Below are 16123 nucleotides of genomic sequence, written 5' to 3' on the forward strand. Positions count from 1 at the left end.
CATGACCCAACAAACCATTGCCGTATTCGGCGAAGCGCTGGTTGACGATTTCATCACCGAGCAGGTTGTCGGCGGTGCGCCGTTCAACGTCGCGCGCAATCTGGCCGCTTTCGGCGTGGCGACGCTGATGGTCACGCGTATCGGCGAGGACAAGAACGGGGCGCTGGTGCGCAACGAGTTCGAACGCTTCGACATGAGCGAGGCCGGCCTGCAAATCGATCCGCAGGAGGCCACCGGCCGCGTGGTGGTCGAGCGCAATGCGGATGGTCACCGTTTCATCATCCTGCCCGACCAGGCCTACGATTATGTGAGTACCGAGCCGGCATTGTCGGCGTTGGCGCAGACTGCGCCGGGCACGATTTATTTCGGCACCATGGCACAGCGGCATAAACGTTCGCGCGCGGCGCTGCGGGCGATGCTCGAGGTCTCCAGCGCGCAGCGCTACCTGGACCTGAACGTTCGCGATGGGCAGGTGACGGAACGCTGCGCTTTCGAGTCGCTGCACCTGGCGGACATCGTCAAGGTCAACGAGGATGAGCTCAAGGATTTGTTCAGCTGGTACACCCACACCAAGCCGGGCACCAAGGCCATCGACAGCGCCGAGATGGTGGACGCCTGCCAGGCGCTGATGCGCATCTTCTCGCTGCAAGGCCTGATCGTCACGCTGGGCGAGCGCGGCGCGCTCTACTTCGGCGATGACGGCGCCGTCATCGCCAACCAGGAGTGCCATGCGCCGGTGCGCATCGTCGACACGGTGGGCGCGGGCGACGCCTTCTCCGCCGTGTTCCTGTTCGGGCAGGCGCAGGGCTGGCCTATCAGTCTCACGCTGGCACGCGCCAATGCCTTTGCCGGCGCCATCTGCGGCATCTCCGGCGCGGTGCCGGCCGATATCGCGTTCTACCAGCCGTGGATCGTGGCCTGGCGCGGCGACGCGGTCTTGCCCGGAGCGGTCGCATGAAGCCGCGGCTGTCGTTCTGGCAGATCGTCAACATGAACATCGGCTTCTTCGGCATCCAGTTCAGTTTCGGTCTTCAGCAGAGCAGCATGAGCCCGATCTACAAATACCTGGGCGCGGACGAGGCCAGCCTGCCCTACCTGTGGCTGGCCGGGCCGATGACCGGCCTGCTGGTGCAGCCGCTGATCGGCGCCATGAGCGACCGCACCGTCACGCGCTGGGGGCGGCGCACGCCGTACTTCCTGATCGGCGCCATCCTGTGCAGCCTTGGCCTGCTGGCGATGCCGTTCAGCCCCACGCTGTGGATGGCGGCCAGCCTGCTGTGGATACTGGACGCGGCCAACAACGTGACGATGGAGCCGTACCGCGCCTTCGTCAGCGACAAGCTCGATCCGCAGCAGCATTCGGTCGGCTTCCTGACGCAGAGCGCCTTTACCGGCTTGGGACAAACACTGGCCTACCTGACGCCGTCGCTGCTGGTCTGGCTGGGCATGAACAAGGACGCCGTCAACGGCAGCCATATTCCGCACATCGTCATCGTCGCCTTTTTGATCGGTGCGGTGTTCTCGATCACCTCCGTGCTGTGGACCTTGAAGACCACGCCCGAACATCCGTTGAGCAGCGAGGAGCTGGAGCAGATCCGCGCGCGGCCGGCCGGCTGGCGGCACACGCTGGGCGACGTCGCCAGCGCGATCCGCGAGATGCCGCCGACGATGAAGCAGCTGGCCTGGGTCAAGCTGTTCCAGTGGTATGCGATGTTCTGCTATTGGCAGTACATCATGCTGTCGCTGTCGACCACCATCTACGGCACCACCGACCAGGCCTCGCAGGGCTTCCGCGACGCCGGCCTGTTGTCCGGGCAGGTGGGGGCGTTCTACAACTTCGTCGCGTTCGTGGGAGCGCTGGCGCTGGTGCCGTTCACGCGCCGCCACGGGCCGAAGATCACGCACAGCGTCTGCCTGGCGCTGGCCGGCGTCGGTATGCTGGCGATACCGATGATCCATACGCCGGCGCTGCTGTTCGTGCCGATGGTGGGCATAGGCCTGGCGTGGGCCAGCATCATGGGCAATCCGTATGTGATGCTGGCGGGCTGCATACCGCCGGAGCGCACCGGCGTCTACATGGGCATCTTCAATATGTTCATTGTGATCCCGATGATCATCCAGATCTTCACGCTGCCGCTGTACTACCGCAGCCTGCTGGGCGGGAATCCGGAGAACGTGATCCGGCTGGCCGGTGGCCTGATGCTGTGCGGCGCGCTGGCCGTGCTGGCGGTGAAAATAAAAAAGCCGCAGGCGAACCCACGGCTTGCAGAGGAAGCTAGTCCTGCTTAGTCTTCGCTCATCTGGCTTTGCAGGTAGTTCTGGATGCCGACCTTGCCGATCAGGTCCAGCTGCGTTTCGAGCCAGTCGATGTGTTCTTCGGTGTCTTCCAAAATCATCAGCAGCAGGTCGCGCGACACGTAGTCGGCGGCCTTCTCTGCGGCGGCGATGCCTGCCTTGACGGTGACCTGCGCGCCTTTTTCCAGCTTCAGGTCGCAGCCGATCATCTCTTCGGTGTTCTCGCCGATCATGATCTTGTGCATGGCTTGCAGGTTGGGCAGGCCGTCCAGCATCAGGATGCGGTCGATCAGTTTGTCGGCGTGCTTCATTTCGCCGATCGATTCTTCGTATTCCTTCTTCGCGATCTTCTCGAAACCCCAGTGACGGTACATGCGCGAGTGCAGGAAGTACTGGTTGATGGCGGTAAGTTCGTTGGTCAGCTGAGCATTCAGCAGTTTGATGACATCTGGGTCGCCCTTCATGGGAGGCTTTCTTAAGTGGTGATGGAATACTGACATTTTGCCACGAACCGGGCGCTTCCCACAGCAAGCTGTGCGAAAGTGTAGCAATATCCCCGGACTGAGATTGTTGGCGCAAATGAAAACAATTAACATTCCCATATCGCCGTGATGAAAGGATGTCCCATGATGCTGCATATCCCCGCCGTGCTGACCAAGCCGCAGGTGCAGGAGTTCCGCCAACGGTTGGCGCAGGCCGACTGGATCGACGGCCGCGGCACCGCCGGGGCGCAGAGCGCGCAGGTCAAGCGCAACCGCCAGTTGCCGGAGCTGTCGCCGCTGGCGCAGGAGCTGGGCGCCTTCATCACGCAGGCGCTGGCCAGCCATCCGCTGTTCTTCGCGGCGGTGCTGCCGCTGCGCATACTGCCGCCTTATTTCAACAGCTACGCCAGCGGCGAGCATTACGGCATGCATGTCGATGGCGCCATCCGCACGCGGCCCGGCACGGCCAACGCGATGCGGGCCGACGTGTCGTCGACGCTGTTCCTCAGCGAACCGGAGGAGTACGACGGCGGCGAGTTGATCGTCAGCGACGCCTACGGCACGCATGAGGTCAAGCTGGCGGCGGGGGACGTGATCGTCTATCCATCGAGCAGCGTGCACCAGGTGGCGCCGGTTACGCGCGGCGAGCGGGTCAGCTCGTTCCTGTGGGTCCAGAGCATGGTGCGCGACGATGCCAAACGCGGCATGTTGTTCGAGCTCGACCAGAATATCCAGAAGCTGCGCGCCGCGCATGGCGACAACGAGATCATGGTGGACCTGACCGGCCATTATCACAACCTGCTGCGCATGTGGGCCGATGTGTGAGGCAAGCCACAGAGGGCTGACACCGCCAGGGGTAGCATCGACTCTTTCCCCTACCGGAGTGCAGCGCCATGGACGCGACCAATGAAAATCATCACCAGGACTTGATCGGCGAGGACGCCGTCAAGAAAATCCGCGAGTTTGTCGGCAGCACGCCCGGCTGCTTCTTTTGCACCAGCGACGTGGCCGGCGGCCCCGGCGACGCGCGGCCGATGACGGCCTTGCAGGTCGATGAGCACGGCAATCTGTGGTTCGTCAGCGCCAGCGACAGCCTGAAGAACCTGGAACTGGCTGCCGAGCCGTCGGCCACGCTGTATTTCCAAGGCTCGGCCCACGCGGAGTTCATGCACCTGGAAGGCATCGCCACGGTGCTGCGCGATCCGGTCAAGCTGAAGGAGTTGTGGAGCTTTACGATGAAGACCTGGTTCACCGGCGGCGAGGACGATCCGCGCATCACGCTGATCAAGTTCGCGCCGACCTACGGCTACTATTGGGATACCAAGCACGGCAAGGCGGTGGCCAGCGTCAAGATGCTGATCGGCGCCGTGATCGGCAAGACCCTCGATGATTCCATCGAGGGCAGGCTGGACGTCTGAAGAATCAGCCCAGCTGGAAGTTGATCGGCACCAGCGCGTACACGGGAACCGGCTTGCCGTCTTCCATGTTGGGCTTGTAGAGGGCGCGCATGGCGGCCTGGCGGCCTGCTTCGTCGAGGTTGCTCGAGCCGGACGATTTGTGGATGACCACCTGCTCGGCCTGGCCTTTTTCGCCGATCAGCACGCGCAGGATGACGATGCCGGTCTCGCCCATGCGGCGCGAGATGTTTGGATACACCGCCTGCGGCGCGCGGATGTATTCGACGCCGGACACGGTTTTCGGCGCTGCCGCGACGGCCACGTGGGCTGGCGCCGGTGGCGCGGGCGGCGCGGCGACGGCGACCGGTTCGCTCGGGCGCGGTTGCGGCGGCGCAACGGTGATGGTCGGCTCGGTCTGGGCCACGTTCACCAGCGGAACCGGCGGAATGAAGGCTGGCGCCTGGCGCACGACCGGCACGGTCTTGGGCGGCGGCGCGGCCGGCTTGAGCGGCTCCGGCGCGGCGATGAAGGTGACGTTGACCACCTGCGGCAGGATCGCCTGCGGGACGTGGCTCAACATGCCCGACTGGAACATATAAAACCCGAACACATGCACCATGACGATGGCTGCCAGCGGCGCGAGCTTGCGGCCGCGCGTCTGCCATTGCGTTTTGAGCTGCGCGGCCAGGCCGGCATCGTCCGCCGCCGGCGTAGTTGCCGTGCGGCCATAGGTCATGGTGTTCATCGGGGCGATCTTAGTAGATGATCTTAGTTGCTGAAGACTGGGCGTTTCAGGACGGTTTCCTGGATCTCTGCGGTGGCGGCCAAGTGCTCGCTCAGGATTTCTTCGGCGCAGGAAAAGCACTGGCCGCAGCATGTCGCCACGCCCAGGTCGCGGCGCAATTCTTCCATCGACGTCAATCCCAATTCCACGGCTTGACGGATTTCACGATCAGATATGTTGTTGCAGACACATACAATCATTGATACCCCTTGCTAGGCATTACAAAAAGAATGAACTGACATGATTGCCTGTTGGCTACTTAATGCGAATCATTATCATTAATCGTATACTGCCTCAACTTTGAGCTAGATGCAAGCGCAAATAGAAGTAATTCGCATTACCGTTTATAATGCTAGTATCTTATTTCCGGCAAGAACGCGATCTTGCAGTTCGCCGGCAAGCCGCAGCGGCACTGGCCGGGCGGCGATTTGAACGGACTTCGCTATGACGCACGCAGCTCCCCTGATCACCCTCGATGCCCTGACGGTCGGCGCCAGCGCCACCGTGGTGCACATCGCTCCCGGCGACGACGCCCACGCCCATGATGGCGCCACGCTGGCGCGCCGGCTGATGGAGCTGGGCTTCGTGCCGGGCGAAAAAATCCGCATGCTCAAGCGCGGCATGCCGGGCGGCGAGCCGCTGGCGATCAAGGTCGGCAACTCGACGTTCGCGCTGCGCCGCTTCGAAGCGGCGCTGATCTCGATACAACCGGAATAAACCATGGGTGCAGCAGATATCGCGGCGCCGGTAGCGCCGATACTCACGACGACGCCGATGGTGGCGTTGCTGGGCAATCCGAATTGCGGCAAGACCGCGCTGTTCAACCGCCTGACCGGCGCGCGCCAGAAAGTGGCGAACTACGCCGGCGTGACCATCGAGCGCAAGGAAGGCTCGTTCCAGTCCACGGGCGGCAACGGCTTCCGCGTGCTGGACCTGCCGGGCGCCTATAGTTTGTCGGCCCATACGCCGGACGAGGCGATCACGCGCGACGTGGTGGCCGGCCTGCGCGCGGGCGAGCAGTCGCCGGACGTGGTGGTGTGCGTGGTCAACGCCACCAACCTGCGCCTGAACCTGCGCCTGGTGCTGGAAATTAAACGACTCGGCCTGCCGATGATTTTGGCGCTGAACATGGTGGACGTGGCCAAGAAGCGCGGCATCGTCATCGACGCCGACCGCCTGGCGCAGGAACTGGGCATGCCGGTGGTGGAAACCGTGGCGGTGCAGGCCGGCGGCGAGAAGTCGCTGCTGCGCGCGCTGGACGCGATGCTGCCGCTGCATGCGGTCAAGCCGCAGCCGCTGTCGGCGATCGACGCGGTCGGCGTGGAGGAGACGCAGCGCGAGGTGCGCCGCATCCTGGCGCTGGTCAGCAGCGATGCGCACGACACCGGCAACCTGACCGAGAAGATCGACAACGTGGTGCTGCATCCGGTGCTCGGCCCGGTGATCCTGGCGGTGCTGATGTTCCTGGTGTTCCAGGCGGTGTTCAGCTGGGCCAACGTGCCGATGGATATGATCAAGGCCGGCGTCGACAGCGTGGGCGCCATGCTGAAGGGCGCGATGGCCGATGGTTTGCTGCGCAGCCTGCTGGTCGAGGGCATCCTGGGCGGGGCCGGCAGCGTGCTGGTGTTCCTGCCGCAGATTCTGATTTTGTTCTTCTTCATCCTGATCCTGGAGGACTGCGGCTACCTGCCGCGCGCGGCCTTCCTGCTGGACCGGTTGATGGGCGGCGTTGGCTTGTCGGGGCGCGCCTTCATTCCGCTGCTGTCCAGTTTTGCGTGCGCGATTCCGGGCGTGATGGCGGCGCGCACCATCCAGAACCCGCGCGACCGGCTGGTGACGATCATGATCGCGCCGTTGATGACCTGTTCGGCGCGGCTGCCGGTGTATGCGCTGATCATCGCGGCCTTCATTCCGGAGCGCGAGCTGTATGGCTTTATGAGTCTTCAGGGGCTGGTGCTGTTTGTGCTGTACTTCGCGGGTATCGCTTCGGCGATGGCGGTGGCTTACGTCATGAAGCGCTCGATGGGTTCGAATCACAAGCATCCGCTGATGCTGGAGCTGCCGGCTTATCACTGGCCGCATTTGCAGAACCTGGCGCTGGGTCTGTGGGAACGCTGCAAGATCTTCCTGTCGCGCGTGGGCACCATCATCCTGACCTTGATGGTGCTGCTGTGGTTCCTGAGCTCCTTCCCTGGCGCGCCTGAAGGGGCGACGCATCCGGCCATCTATTACAGCATGGCCGGCATCCTGGGGCGCGGGCTGGAATATGTGTTCGCGCCGATCGGCTTCAACTGGCAGATCTGCATCGCGCTGGTGCCCGGCCTGGCCGCGCGCGAGGTGGCGGTGGGCGCGCTGGGCACGGTGTACGCGCTGTCGCAGAGCGGCGAGGAACTGGCGCAGTCGCTGACGCCGATCATCGCCAGCTCGTGGACCTTGCCGACCGCCTTGTCGCTGCTGGCGTGGTATGTGTTTGCGCCGCAGTGCATGTCGACGCTGAGCGTGGTGCGGCGCGAGACCAACAGCATCCGCTATCCGCTGATGATGGCCGGCTATATGTTCGCGCTGGCGTACACGGCGTCGTTCCTGACTTACCGTATTTCCCTGTTCTTCATCGGAGGCTGAGCATGTGGCAGCAAGTGATCGTGGCGTTGATCGTGGTGGCGGCCCTGGCGCATTTCTGCACCAAGTATTTGCCGGCGGCTTTGCGCAAGCAGATTGTCTATGTGCTGTCGCGGCGCGGCTACGACCAGAATAAACTGGCTAAACTGTTTAACACGAAATCGAGCTGCGGCGATGGTTGCGCCAGCTGCGGTTCCTGCGAGACCACGCCGTCGGCGTCGTCCGGCGCGCCCACCTCCGCGCCGCTCAAGCGCGTCATCATGCTGCGCGTGCAGCGCTGATTTCCCCTCCTCTGCGCCGGCGCAAACGTGCCGGCCACAGCCTGTTTAATCTTGTCCGCATAGCGATTGATTTCTCAATCTTTGCGGATAAGATGAAACATGGTGATCACCTTCGACCCCAAGAAAGACAAGCTCAACCAGCGCAAGCACGGCATATCGCTGTCTGCGGCGTCGGCGTTTGACTGGGATAACGCTGTCATCTGGACCGACCAGCGCTATCATTACTCCGAACTGCGCGAATGCGCACTGGGCTGATAGGAGATCGGCTCTATTTTTTGGTTTTTGTTGATGAATACTACGCGGCGCGCGTGATCAGCCTGCGCGAAGCGAGTGAGGTGAAACGTTATGCGCTCGAAAAAACATGACATCATTTGGCCGACTCCGGAGGAGGATGCGGCCATCTTGGCGGCCGCCTTGTCGGACCCGGATGCGCTGCCGCCGACTGAGGAAGAGCTGGCGCAATTTCGACCCTGGCGGACGCGATTTCTCGCGCCGGCCGGGTCGCCCACCGTGACGCTGACGATGGAATTCGATCGCGATACCATTGAGGCGTTCAAGCGGCAGGGCGACGACTGGCAGCAGGGTATCAACGCCGTGCTGCGCGAGTGGGCGGTCAAGCGGGATTATGTGGCCGACGTACTGGGCGATGCCTATCGCCAGTCGCACGCCGGCGATCTCAGCAAAGCGGATTGAACGATTCCGCCTGCGCCATCGGCCAGTACAGGCCGAACACCGGCGGCAGGCGTGACAGCTGGCTGGGGTCGAGCAGCTCGCCCGGCTCCAGGTAGGGCAGCAGCGCCGACACCAGCTTGACCTGGTTGGTCGAGATGCGCCGCACCAGGTGGTGCGCCTTCAGCTGCGACGGGTGCGTCAGGCCGGCGGCGGCGATCAGTTGGGCCAGCGCCTTCAAAGTGTTCTCGTGGAAGTTGGCGACGCGCCGGGTCTTGTCCGGCACCACCAGCGCGCGCTGGCGGGTCGGGTCCTGGGTGGCGACGCCGGTCGGGCAGCGGTCGGTGTGGCAGCTCTGCGACTGGATGCAGCCCAGCGCGAACATGAAGCCGCGCGCCGAGTTGCACCAGTCCGCGCCCAGCGCCAGGATGCGGGCGATGTCGAAGGCGGTGATGATCTTGCCCGAGGCGCCGATCTTGATCTTGTCGCGCAGGTTGGCGCCCACCAGCGTGTTGTGCACCAGCAGCAGCGCCTCCTGCAGCGGGGTGCCGACGTGGTCGGTGAACTCGACCGGCGCGGCGCCGGTGCCGCCCTCGCCGCCGTCGACCACGATGAAGTCGGGCGTGATGCCGGTGGCCAGCATGGCCTTGACGATGCCGAAGAATTCCCACGGGTGGCCGATGGCCAGCTTGAAGCCGGTCGGCTTGCCGCCGGACAGGGTGCGCAGGCGGTCGATGAAGGCCAGCATCTCGAGCGGCGTGCCGAAGGCCGAGTGCTTGGACGGCGAGATGCAGTCCTGGCCCATCGGCACGCCGCGCGTGGTGGCGATTTCAATCGTCACTTTCGCGCCCGGCAGCACGCCGCCGTGGCCCGGCTTGGCGCCCTGCGACATCTTCAGCTCGATCATCTTGACCTGCGGCGTGGTGGCGTTGGCGACGAAGTTCGCTTCCGAGAAGCTGCCGTCGGCGTTGCGGCAGCCGAAGTAGCCGGAGCCGATCTCCCACACCAGGTCGCCGCCGTTCTGGCGGTGGTAGGGGCTGATGCTGCCTTCGCCGGTGTCGTGCATGAAGCCGCCGGCCTTGGCGCCGCCGTTCAGCGCCAGGATGGCGTTGGCCGACAGCGCGCCAAAGCTCATCGCCGAGATGTTGAACACGCTGGCCGAGTAGGGCTGGGCGCGCGGGCAGTCCGGGTGGTTGCCGATCTCGATGCGGAAGTCGTGGTGCTGTTCGGGCGCCGGGCTGATCGAGTGGTTGATCCATTCGTAGCCGGGGGCGTAGACGTCGAGCTGGGTGCCGAAGGGGCGTTTGTCGGTGTCCATCTTGGCGCGCTGGTAGACGATGCTGCGCTGGTTGCGCGAGAACGGCTCGGCGACGGTGTCGTCTTCCAGGAAGTACTGGCGGATCTCGGGGCGGATCGATTCGAAGAAGAAGCGGAAGTGCGCCAGGATCGGGTAGTTGCGGCGCAGCGCGCGCCTGGTTTGCAGCAGGTCGGTGATGCCGACCACGACCAGCGCGGCGGCCAGCAGCGGGATCCACCATGGCGCCGCCAGCGCCAGCGAGGCGGCCAAGGTGACGATGGCGGCGTTGAACACGAGGTAGCGCGGGGAAAACAGTTTCATGGGTGCTCCGGTGGGCGGCTGATGGGGGCAGTGTACTGCTGTTTCTTATGGGAATCCATCAGTCTGTGGCGGGGCGGCGGCGCAAGCTTGCCAACAATGCTAAGCTAGCGGGATTGCGGCGCACGGCCGTTCTTTTTTTGGGAATTCCACCATGATCGTCGTCCACCATCTGAACAATTCGCGCTCGCAGCGCGTGCTCTGGCTGCTCGAGGAGTTGGGGCTGGAGTACGAGATCGTGCGCTACCAGCGCGACAAGAAGACCATGCTGGCGCCGCCGGAGCTGCGGGCCATCCACCCGCTGGGCAAGTCGCCGGTGATCAGCGACGGCGACATCGTGGTGGCGGAGTCGGGGGCGATTGTCGAGTATCTGGTCGAGACCTACGGCAACGGCAGGCTGGCGCCGCCGGCCGGCACGGCCGAGCGCCGCCGCTGGACTTACTTCCTGCACTATGCGGAAGGCTCGGCGATGGCGCCGCTGCTGATGAAGCTGATCTTCGACCGGGTCGAGACCAGCCCGGCGCCGTTCTTCGTCAAGCCGATCGCGCGCGGTATCGCGCAAAAGGTCAAGGCGGGCTACATCCAGCCGCAGATCGAGGCGCACCTGGATTACCTGGAGGCGGAGCTGAGCAAGACGCCGTGGTTCGCCGGCGCCGAGTTCAGCGCGGCCGATATCCAGATGAGTTTCCCGCTGGAGGCGGCCGCCGCGCGCGGCGGGCTGGACGAGCGCCGTCCCAATCTGATGGCCTTCCTCAAACGCATCCACAGCCGCCCGGCCTTCCAGCGCGCGCTGGAACGCGGCGGCCCGTACGAGCTGCTGAAGTAAGGCGCTACCAGATGGTTTGCACGTGCGGATAGGCACGTATCTTCTGGTCGGCGGTCACGATGGGAATGTCGAACAGTATGGCGGTGGCGACGATGATGCGGTCCGCCGGATCTTTGTGCAGACCCGGCGGGAGTTGAACGGAGGTTACGGCGATTTCATTGTCGACCGGAATGAAGCGCATACGGTCGATGGCCTCCACTGCGGCCAGCCAGCTGGCGAGGTCCAGCGGTAATCGTAGTCGATTGTGCTCAACCAGCAAGGCAATTTCCCAGAAAGAGAAGGCAGATATGCCGATTTTTCCGTCTTGCGCCTCTTGCGCTATAGCAGCCTTGGCGTTTGGCGAGAGTCTGGCGCTGCTGTCGCGCCACCAGATCAACGCATGCGTATCGAGCATGATCATTCGAATGGCTCATATCCGTCTGGCTCTATTGGCGAGACGATGTCGCCATCATTCAGTATCACGCCGCGCACCGGATCGTGCGTTATCGTGGGCCCCTGTTGGAACTTTCGTATTTCCATAACAGCGCGGCCATCCATCTCCACATAGAGCGGTCCGCCAGATTCGATCAGGCGTCGGTAGATAGCGGGTGCCTGTTCCCTGAATTCCGATAGCGAAATGGCGATAAGCATGGCCGCCTCCATCGATCTGCGTATGCTCAAATCATAGGCGGATTCGGTTTGGATGCAATGCCGATTCGACCAAGCTTTGAGGCAGGTCGGGTAAAATGATGGATTGAACAAGCCCGGAAGATGTTGAACATGGGTAGACTCCTTGCCATCGACGGCCTCAATATTGTGCGCCGCGTCTACGAAGCCAGCCCCGAACCCGATAGTGCCGAAAAGGCCGAGATCGCGCTGCGCCACGCGCTGTCCTCGTTCCGCAAACTGCTCAACGAGCACGAGCCGAGCCACGTGCTGCCGGCCTTCGACTTCGGCGGCCGCACCTGGCGCCACGAGCTGTACGCCGGCTACCGCGAGGCCCGCGCGCCGATGCCGTCGGCGCTGCGCGAGGCGCTGCCGGGCTTTTACGACAAGCTGCGCGGCGTCGGCCTGCATGTGGTGTCGCTGCCGGAAGTGGAGGCGGACGACGTGATCGGCACCGTGGTGCTGCGCTGGCTGGCCGACGGCCGCGGCGAGGCCACCGTGGCCAGCACCGACAAGGACTTGCACGGCCTGATCGCCCAGGGCGCGCGCGTGTGGGACCACTTCAAGGGCGAATGGCACGACCACGCCTGGGTCGAGCGGAAATGGGGCGTGCCGCCGGAGCAGCTGCCGGACCTGCTGGCGCTGATGGGCGACGCCACCGATTCCATCCCCGGCGTGTCCAAGGTCGGCGTCAAGAAGGCGGCCCGACTGTTGCGTACATACGGCACTCTGGACGGGATCATGGCCGGGGCCGGCATTCTGAAGGATACGCTGGGCGAAACTCTACGAAAAGAACGCGAAATGCTGTATCTTTCGAGACAATTGGTGCAATTAAAAACGGACGTGCGGGTCGGCGTGACCTGGAATATGCTGGCCTGGGACAAGAGCTGAGCGCACGCCCACTAAGACAAGGTTTGCAAGATGTTAAAAGCGGTCATTATCGACACCAGCGCCGTCGCGCGCGGCCTGCTCAACACGGTCCTGCTCGATGGCGGCTATGACGTGGTGGGCCAGACCCACACCTGCGCCAGCGGCCTGGCGCTGCTGATCAAGCACAATCCCCACATCGTCTGCATCGCCCGCGAGCAGATCGAGAACGGCGAGGATGTGGTGCGCGAGATCAAGACCGGCTGGCCGAAGGCGCTGATCTTCATGGTCTCGAGCGAATTCGACGCCGCCACCATCCAGGCCGCGCATGCGATGGGCGTGAACGGCTTCATCGTCAAGCCGTTCAAGGCCGACACCGTGCTCAATACCATCCGCAATACCGTGATCGCCATGGTCAAGCGCCAGCGCGCGGCGCTGGCCAAGGATAGTGCCGAAGCCGAGCCTGAAGCCGGCGAGTCCGGCGACGCTTAACCCGCAATGCGGCCCGAAGGGGTCTGGAGAGGGCTGCGCCCGCAATTCCTGCGGAATTGCCCCCGTACGGGGTCGGACCCCCGCGGCTGCGGTGCGGGGTGGCGGCCCAATCAGGCCGCGAAGGTCGAGCCGGCGATGATGCCGCCGCCGAGGCAAACGTCGCCGTCGTACAGCACGGCCGACTGGCCCGGCGTCACCGCCCATTGGGCGTCCATGAATTTCAACGCGAAATCGGAATCGCCTTGCGGGGCGATCTCGCACGCCACGTCGGCCTGGCGGTAGCGGGTCTTGGCCGACATCGCGCGCGCCGACGGCGCCTCGCCGGCGACCCAGCTGGCCTGGTCGGCGCTCAGGCTCGACGACAGCAGCCACGGATGGTCGTGGCCCTGGACGATGTACAGCGTGTTCTCGGCCACGTCCTTGCGCGCCACGTACCAGGCGTCGCTGCTGCCGTCAGGGTTCTTGTACGCCTTCATGCCGCCGACGCCGATGCCCTTGCGCTGGCCCAGCGTGTAGAAGCTCAGGCCCACGTGTTCGCCCACCACCTTGCCGTCCGGCGTCTTCATCGGGCCCGGCTTGTACGACAGGTAGCGGTTGAGGAATTCGCGGAACGGCCGCTCGCCGATGAAGCAGATGCCGGTCGAATCCTTCTTGGCGGCGTTGGGCAGCGCCAGTTTCTCGGCGATCTTGCGCACTTCGGTTTTCGGGATTTCGCCCAGCGGGAACAGGGTCTTGGACAACTGCGCCTGGTTCAGGCGGTGCAGGAAGTAGCTCTGGTCCTTGGTGTGGTCGACCGCCTTGAGCAGCTCGTGGCGCGCGCCGTTCTGGCGCACGCGCGCGTAGTGGCCGGTGGCGATCAGGTCGGCGCCCAGGTGCATGGCGTGATCCAGAAACGCCTTGAACTTGATCTCGGCGTTGCACAGCACGTCCGGGTTGGGCGTGCGGCCGGCCTGGTATTCGCGCAGGAAGTCGGCGAACACGCGGTCCTTGTATTCGGAGGCGAAGTTGACCGCCTCGATGTCGACGCCGATGACGTCGGCCACGCTGGCGGCGTCGATCCAGTCCTGGCGCGTGGAGCAGTATTCGGAATCGTCGTCGTCTTCCCAGTTCTTCATGAACAGGCCGACCACGTCGTAGCCTTGTTCCTTGAGCATCCACGCCGCGACCGAGGAATCGACCCCGCCCGACATACCGATCACGACTTTTTTCTTGCTCATCTTACTTTCCTGCCTTATCCATTCGCGGTGCTCACCGCTTCCTTGTACACCGAGGTGTGGGTTTGTATCAGTTCCAGCGGGGCGCGGCGCCCGGCCAGGTATTCGTCGACGCATTGCAGCACCGTCGGGCTGCGGTGACGGTCGGCGCAGGCGGCCAGTTCGTCGCGCGTGAGCCACATGGTGCGCAGGATGCCTTCGTCCAGCGGACGGTCATGCTTGGCGCCCGGCACGCCGCAGAAGGTGAAGCGCAGATACGTCACTTCCTCGCCGGTGCGGTTGGAGGTGTAGCGCGACATGTACATGCCCACCAGCGCGGTCGGCGTGAAGTCGTGCGCGGTTTCCTCCAGCGTTTCGCGGATCACGGCCTGCTCCAGCGATTCGTGCGGGTCGAGGTGACCGGCCGGCTGGTTGATGCGGATGCCGTCGCTGGTCTCTTCTTCGATCAGCAAGAATTTGCCATCTTTTTCGATGATGGCGGCAACAGTAACAGAGGGTTTCCAGATACGCGGCATGAGTCATCCTTGAAAGAGCCGACATTTTAGCCTGTTCCGGGCATTTGGTTTGAACCCGCCTGCACGGAAACATGGCTTCGTATTGAAAAACCTCAAGGTTTGTTGCGTTAATCCGTGTTTGACTGAGCGCTTTGTGCCAAATTCAGTGTTTTAGCGGCAATTCATGATAAATAGTAATAAATGATGTGATAAAACCGCTATTTATTGATCATTAGTTATTAAGTATGCTGGGGCCATCGAGGGGCGATGCTGTCCCGGCAATCCGTGTTAGATTCTAGTCAGTTTATCAATCCTTTGGAGGCACCATGAGAGTAGGCATACCGGCCGAGACGCGGCCGGGAGAAACCCGGGTTGCGGCAACGCCTGAAACAGTCAAGAAACTCGCAGCCAAGCATCAAGTGATCGTGCAGTCCGGCGCCGGGGTATCGGCATCGGTCACCGACGAGGCCTACGCGGCCGCCGGAGCACAGATAGTCAGCGCGGCGGAAGCCTTTGCGGCGGATGTGGTTTTAAAAGTGCGTGCGCCGAATGTGGAGGAGCGGGGGCTGATCGCCGCCGGCACGGTGGTGATCGGCATGTTGAATCCCTTCGACGCCGACAACAACGCGGCGATGGCGGCGGCCGGCTTGCAGGCCTTCGCGCTGGAGGCGGTGCCGCGTATCACGCGGGCGCAGTCGATGGACGTGCTGTCGTCGCAGGCCAACATCGCCGGCTACAAGGCGGTGATGGTGGCGGCCAACACGTACCAGCGCTTCATGCCGATGCTGATGACCGCGGCCGGCACCGTCAAGGCGGCGCGGGTGCTGATCATGGGCGTGGGCGTGGCCGGTCTGCAGGCGATCGCCACCGCCAAGCGCCTGGGCGCGGTGATCGAGGCGTCCGACGTGCGGCCGCCGGTCAAGGAGCAGGTGGAGTCGCTGGGCGCCAAGTTCATCGACGTGCCTTTCCTGACCGACGAGGAGAGGGAAATCGCCAAGGGCGTGGGCGGCTATGCGCGCTCGATGCCGGCCGACTGGATGCGCCGTCAGGCGGAGCTGGTGCATGAACGCGCCAAGCTGGCCGACATCATCATCACCACCGCGCTGATCCCGGGCCGCGCGGCGCCGGTGCTGATCTCCGAAGAGACGGTGAAGGCGATGAAACCGGGTTCGGTGATCGTCGACCTGGCCGTGTCGCAGGGCGGCAACTGCCCGCTGTCGGAGCTGAACAAGACCGTGGTCAAGCACGGCGTGCACATCGTCGGCGAGCCGGATCTGGCGACCTTGGTGGCGGCCGACGCGTCGGCGCTGTACGCGCGCAACGTGCTGGACTTCCTCAAGCTGATCATCGACAAGGAAGACAAGCTGGTGATCGACCGCGAAGACGAAATCATCAAGGCCACGCTGCTGTGCTCGGGCGGCGAGCTGTTACGAAAATAAGTAA

General features: G+C 63.7%; 21 protein-coding genes. 13 read left to right on the forward strand and 8 right to left on the reverse strand.

The window, feature by feature from the left end; genetic code table 11:
* Position 1: 1 nt before the first annotated feature.
* On the forward strand, positions 2-958 hold the full coding sequence (locus RUGAMON1_RS16495; RefSeq protein WP_445231521.1) for a PfkB family carbohydrate kinase: 957 nt from the start codon (positions 2-4) through the stop codon (positions 956-958).
* Complete coding sequence (locus RUGAMON1_RS16500) at positions 955-2289, forward strand: MFS transporter (protein ID WP_445231522.1); 1335 nt, start codon at positions 955-957, stop codon at positions 2287-2289. The genes RUGAMON1_RS16495 and RUGAMON1_RS16500 overlap by 4 nt, the downstream gene beginning before the upstream one ends.
* Here the strand turns inward: RUGAMON1_RS16500 and bfr are convergent.
* On the reverse strand, positions 2286-2759 hold the full coding sequence (bfr, locus tag RUGAMON1_RS16505; protein WP_445231523.1) for a bacterioferritin: 474 nt from the start codon (positions 2757-2759) through the stop codon (positions 2286-2288). The two genes, RUGAMON1_RS16500 and bfr, sit on opposite strands and share 4 nt — an antisense overlap.
* A 162-nt stretch (positions 2760-2921) precedes the next feature.
* Here bfr and RUGAMON1_RS16510 point away from each other — a divergent pair, with 162 nt between their 5' ends.
* The gene (locus RUGAMON1_RS16510; protein WP_445231524.1) at positions 2922-3602 is read left to right on the forward strand and encodes a Fe2+-dependent dioxygenase; all 681 of its coding nucleotides are present in this window, start codon (positions 2922-2924) and stop codon (positions 3600-3602) included.
* A gap of 68 nt (positions 3603-3670) precedes the next feature.
* The gene (locus tag RUGAMON1_RS16515) at positions 3671-4195 is read left to right on the forward strand and encodes a pyridoxamine 5'-phosphate oxidase family protein (protein ID WP_445231525.1); all 525 of its coding nucleotides are present in this window, start codon (positions 3671-3673) and stop codon (positions 4193-4195) included.
* Positions 4196-4199: 4 nt separating this feature from the next.
* On the opposite strand, the gene RUGAMON1_RS16520 is transcribed toward RUGAMON1_RS16515, so the two are convergent.
* Together RUGAMON1_RS16520 and RUGAMON1_RS16525 are read right to left on the reverse strand one after the other, a co-directional pair.
* Complete coding sequence (locus tag RUGAMON1_RS16520; protein WP_445231526.1) at positions 4200-4919, reverse strand: energy transducer TonB; 720 nt, start codon at positions 4917-4919, stop codon at positions 4200-4202.
* Positions 4920-4942: 23 nt separating this feature from the next.
* Positions 4943-5158 (reverse strand): (2Fe-2S)-binding protein, encoded by a 216-nt coding sequence (locus tag RUGAMON1_RS16525; protein ID WP_116991964.1) that lies wholly within the window; start codon positions 5156-5158, stop codon positions 4943-4945.
* 244 nt (positions 5159-5402) lie between these two features.
* On the opposite strand from RUGAMON1_RS16525, the gene RUGAMON1_RS16530 reads away from it, so the two are divergent.
* The 5 genes from RUGAMON1_RS16530 (at position 5403) to RUGAMON1_RS16550 (ending at position 8551) form a co-directional block, all read left to right on the forward strand.
* The gene (locus RUGAMON1_RS16530) at positions 5403-5675 is read left to right on the forward strand and encodes a FeoA family protein (protein ID WP_445231527.1); all 273 of its coding nucleotides are present in this window, start codon (positions 5403-5405) and stop codon (positions 5673-5675) included.
* Positions 5676-5678: 3 nt separating this feature from the next.
* The gene (gene feoB, locus RUGAMON1_RS16535; RefSeq protein ID WP_445231528.1) at positions 5679-7580 is read left to right on the forward strand and encodes a ferrous iron transporter B; all 1902 of its coding nucleotides are present in this window, start codon (positions 5679-5681) and stop codon (positions 7578-7580) included.
* A 2-nt stretch (positions 7581-7582) separates the two neighbouring features.
* A complete protein-coding gene (locus tag RUGAMON1_RS16540; RefSeq protein ID WP_445231529.1) occupies positions 7583-7858 on the forward strand; it encodes a DUF6587 family protein in 276 nt (91 codons plus the stop codon).
* Positions 7859-7957: 99 nt separating this feature from the next.
* On the forward strand, positions 7958-8113 hold the full coding sequence (locus RUGAMON1_RS16545; protein WP_445231530.1) for a BrnT family toxin: 156 nt from the start codon (positions 7958-7960) through the stop codon (positions 8111-8113).
* A 90-nt stretch (positions 8114-8203) separates the two neighbouring features.
* Entirely contained in the window at positions 8204-8551 is a 348-nt protein-coding gene (locus tag RUGAMON1_RS16550; RefSeq protein ID WP_445231531.1) for a BrnA antitoxin family protein, read from the forward strand.
* On the opposite strand, the gene RUGAMON1_RS16555 is transcribed toward RUGAMON1_RS16550, so the two are convergent.
* Positions 8535-10145, reverse strand: a complete 1611-nt coding sequence (locus RUGAMON1_RS16555; protein ID WP_445231532.1) for an FMN-binding glutamate synthase family protein — start codon at positions 10143-10145, stop codon at positions 8535-8537. The genes RUGAMON1_RS16550 and RUGAMON1_RS16555 overlap by 17 nt on opposite strands.
* A 151-nt stretch (positions 10146-10296) precedes the next feature.
* Here RUGAMON1_RS16555 and RUGAMON1_RS16560 point away from each other — a divergent pair, with 151 nt between their 5' ends.
* Positions 10297-10968 (forward strand): glutathione S-transferase, encoded by a 672-nt coding sequence (locus RUGAMON1_RS16560; protein ID WP_445231533.1) that lies wholly within the window; start codon positions 10297-10299, stop codon positions 10966-10968.
* A gap of 4 nt (positions 10969-10972) precedes the next feature.
* Here RUGAMON1_RS16560 and RUGAMON1_RS16565 read toward each other — a convergent pair whose 3' ends face one another.
* Together RUGAMON1_RS16565 and RUGAMON1_RS16570 are read right to left on the reverse strand one after the other, a co-directional pair.
* Positions 10973-11368 (reverse strand): type II toxin-antitoxin system VapC family toxin, encoded by a 396-nt coding sequence (locus tag RUGAMON1_RS16565; protein WP_445231534.1) that lies wholly within the window; start codon positions 11366-11368, stop codon positions 10973-10975.
* Entirely contained in the window at positions 11365-11598 is a 234-nt protein-coding gene (locus RUGAMON1_RS16570) for a hypothetical protein (RefSeq protein ID WP_445231535.1), read from the reverse strand. The genes RUGAMON1_RS16565 and RUGAMON1_RS16570 overlap by 4 nt, the downstream gene beginning before the upstream one ends.
* A gap of 129 nt (positions 11599-11727) precedes the next feature.
* Here RUGAMON1_RS16570 and RUGAMON1_RS16575 point away from each other — a divergent pair, with 129 nt between their 5' ends.
* Positions 11728-12504: a 5'-3' exonuclease gene (locus RUGAMON1_RS16575; protein ID WP_445231536.1), complete on the forward strand. Its 777-nt coding sequence runs from the start codon at positions 11728-11730 to the stop codon at positions 12502-12504.
* Between the two features lie 30 nt (positions 12505-12534).
* Positions 12535-12972 (forward strand): response regulator, encoded by a 438-nt coding sequence (locus RUGAMON1_RS16580; RefSeq protein ID WP_445231537.1) that lies wholly within the window; start codon positions 12535-12537, stop codon positions 12970-12972.
* Positions 12973-13082: 110 nt separating this feature from the next.
* Here RUGAMON1_RS16580 and mnmA read toward each other — a convergent pair whose 3' ends face one another.
* Positions 13083-14189, reverse strand: coding sequence for a tRNA 2-thiouridine(34) synthase MnmA (mnmA, locus tag RUGAMON1_RS16585; protein ID WP_445231538.1), 1107 nt, complete (start codon positions 14187-14189; stop codon positions 13083-13085).
* A 14-nt stretch (positions 14190-14203) separates the two neighbouring features.
* Complete coding sequence (locus RUGAMON1_RS16590; protein ID WP_445231539.1) at positions 14204-14701, reverse strand: NUDIX hydrolase; 498 nt, start codon at positions 14699-14701, stop codon at positions 14204-14206.
* Between the two features lie 305 nt (positions 14702-15006).
* Here RUGAMON1_RS16590 and RUGAMON1_RS16595 point away from each other — a divergent pair, with 305 nt between their 5' ends.
* Positions 15007-16119 (forward strand): Re/Si-specific NAD(P)(+) transhydrogenase subunit alpha, encoded by a 1113-nt coding sequence (locus tag RUGAMON1_RS16595; RefSeq protein ID WP_445231540.1) that lies wholly within the window; start codon positions 15007-15009, stop codon positions 16117-16119.
* Positions 16120-16123: the final 4 nt, after the last annotated feature.

This window comes from Duganella rhizosphaerae, assembly GCF_040364205.1.
In the GTDB taxonomy this organism is placed as follows: Bacteria; Pseudomonadota; Gammaproteobacteria; order Burkholderiales; family Burkholderiaceae_D; genus Rugamonas; species Rugamonas rhizosphaerae.

Excerpts from the sequence above, each read along its gene's own strand:
- feoB (WP_445231528.1), top strand. The coding sequence starts at position 5,679 with ATGGGTGCAGCAGATATCGCGGCGCCGGTAGCGCCGATACTCACGACG.
- RUGAMON1_RS16565 (WP_445231534.1), bottom strand. The coding sequence starts at position 11,368 with ATGATCATGCTCGATACGCATGCGTTGATCTGGTGGCGCGACAGCAGC.
- RUGAMON1_RS16595 (WP_445231540.1), top strand. The coding sequence starts at position 15,007 with ATGAGAGTAGGCATACCGGCCGAGACGCGGCCGGGAGAAACCCGGGTT.
- RUGAMON1_RS16495 (WP_445231521.1), top strand. The coding sequence starts at position 2 with ATGACCCAACAAACCATTGCCGTATTCGGCGAAGCGCTGGTTGACGAT.
- RUGAMON1_RS16560 (WP_445231533.1), top strand. The coding sequence starts at position 10,297 with ATGATCGTCGTCCACCATCTGAACAATTCGCGCTCGCAGCGCGTGCTC.
- RUGAMON1_RS16575 (WP_445231536.1), top strand. The coding sequence starts at position 11,728 with ATGGGTAGACTCCTTGCCATCGACGGCCTCAATATTGTGCGCCGCGTC.
- mnmA (WP_445231538.1), bottom strand. The coding sequence starts at position 14,189 with ATGAGCAAGAAAAAAGTCGTGATCGGTATGTCGGGCGGGGTCGATTCC.
- RUGAMON1_RS16570 (WP_445231535.1), bottom strand. The coding sequence starts at position 11,598 with ATGCTTATCGCCATTTCGCTATCGGAATTCAGGGAACAGGCACCCGCT.
- RUGAMON1_RS16520 (WP_445231526.1), bottom strand. The coding sequence starts at position 4,919 with ATGAACACCATGACCTATGGCCGCACGGCAACTACGCCGGCGGCGGAC.
- RUGAMON1_RS16530 (WP_445231527.1), top strand. The coding sequence starts at position 5,403 with ATGACGCACGCAGCTCCCCTGATCACCCTCGATGCCCTGACGGTCGGC.
- RUGAMON1_RS16540 (WP_445231529.1), top strand. The coding sequence starts at position 7,583 with ATGTGGCAGCAAGTGATCGTGGCGTTGATCGTGGTGGCGGCCCTGGCG.
- RUGAMON1_RS16500 (WP_445231522.1), top strand. The coding sequence starts at position 955 with ATGAAGCCGCGGCTGTCGTTCTGGCAGATCGTCAACATGAACATCGGC.
- RUGAMON1_RS16555 (WP_445231532.1), bottom strand. The coding sequence starts at position 10,145 with ATGAAACTGTTTTCCCCGCGCTACCTCGTGTTCAACGCCGCCATCGTC.
- RUGAMON1_RS16590 (WP_445231539.1), bottom strand. The coding sequence starts at position 14,701 with ATGCCGCGTATCTGGAAACCCTCTGTTACTGTTGCCGCCATCATCGAA.
- bfr (WP_445231523.1), bottom strand. The coding sequence starts at position 2,759 with ATGAAGGGCGACCCAGATGTCATCAAACTGCTGAATGCTCAGCTGACC.
- RUGAMON1_RS16545 (WP_445231530.1), top strand. The coding sequence starts at position 7,958 with ATGGTGATCACCTTCGACCCCAAGAAAGACAAGCTCAACCAGCGCAAG.
- RUGAMON1_RS16580 (WP_445231537.1), top strand. The coding sequence starts at position 12,535 with ATGTTAAAAGCGGTCATTATCGACACCAGCGCCGTCGCGCGCGGCCTG.
- RUGAMON1_RS16550 (WP_445231531.1), top strand. The coding sequence starts at position 8,204 with ATGCGCTCGAAAAAACATGACATCATTTGGCCGACTCCGGAGGAGGAT.
- RUGAMON1_RS16510 (WP_445231524.1), top strand. The coding sequence starts at position 2,922 with ATGATGCTGCATATCCCCGCCGTGCTGACCAAGCCGCAGGTGCAGGAG.
- RUGAMON1_RS16515 (WP_445231525.1), top strand. The coding sequence starts at position 3,671 with ATGGACGCGACCAATGAAAATCATCACCAGGACTTGATCGGCGAGGAC.
- RUGAMON1_RS16525 (WP_116991964.1), bottom strand. The coding sequence starts at position 5,158 with ATGATTGTATGTGTCTGCAACAACATATCTGATCGTGAAATCCGTCAA.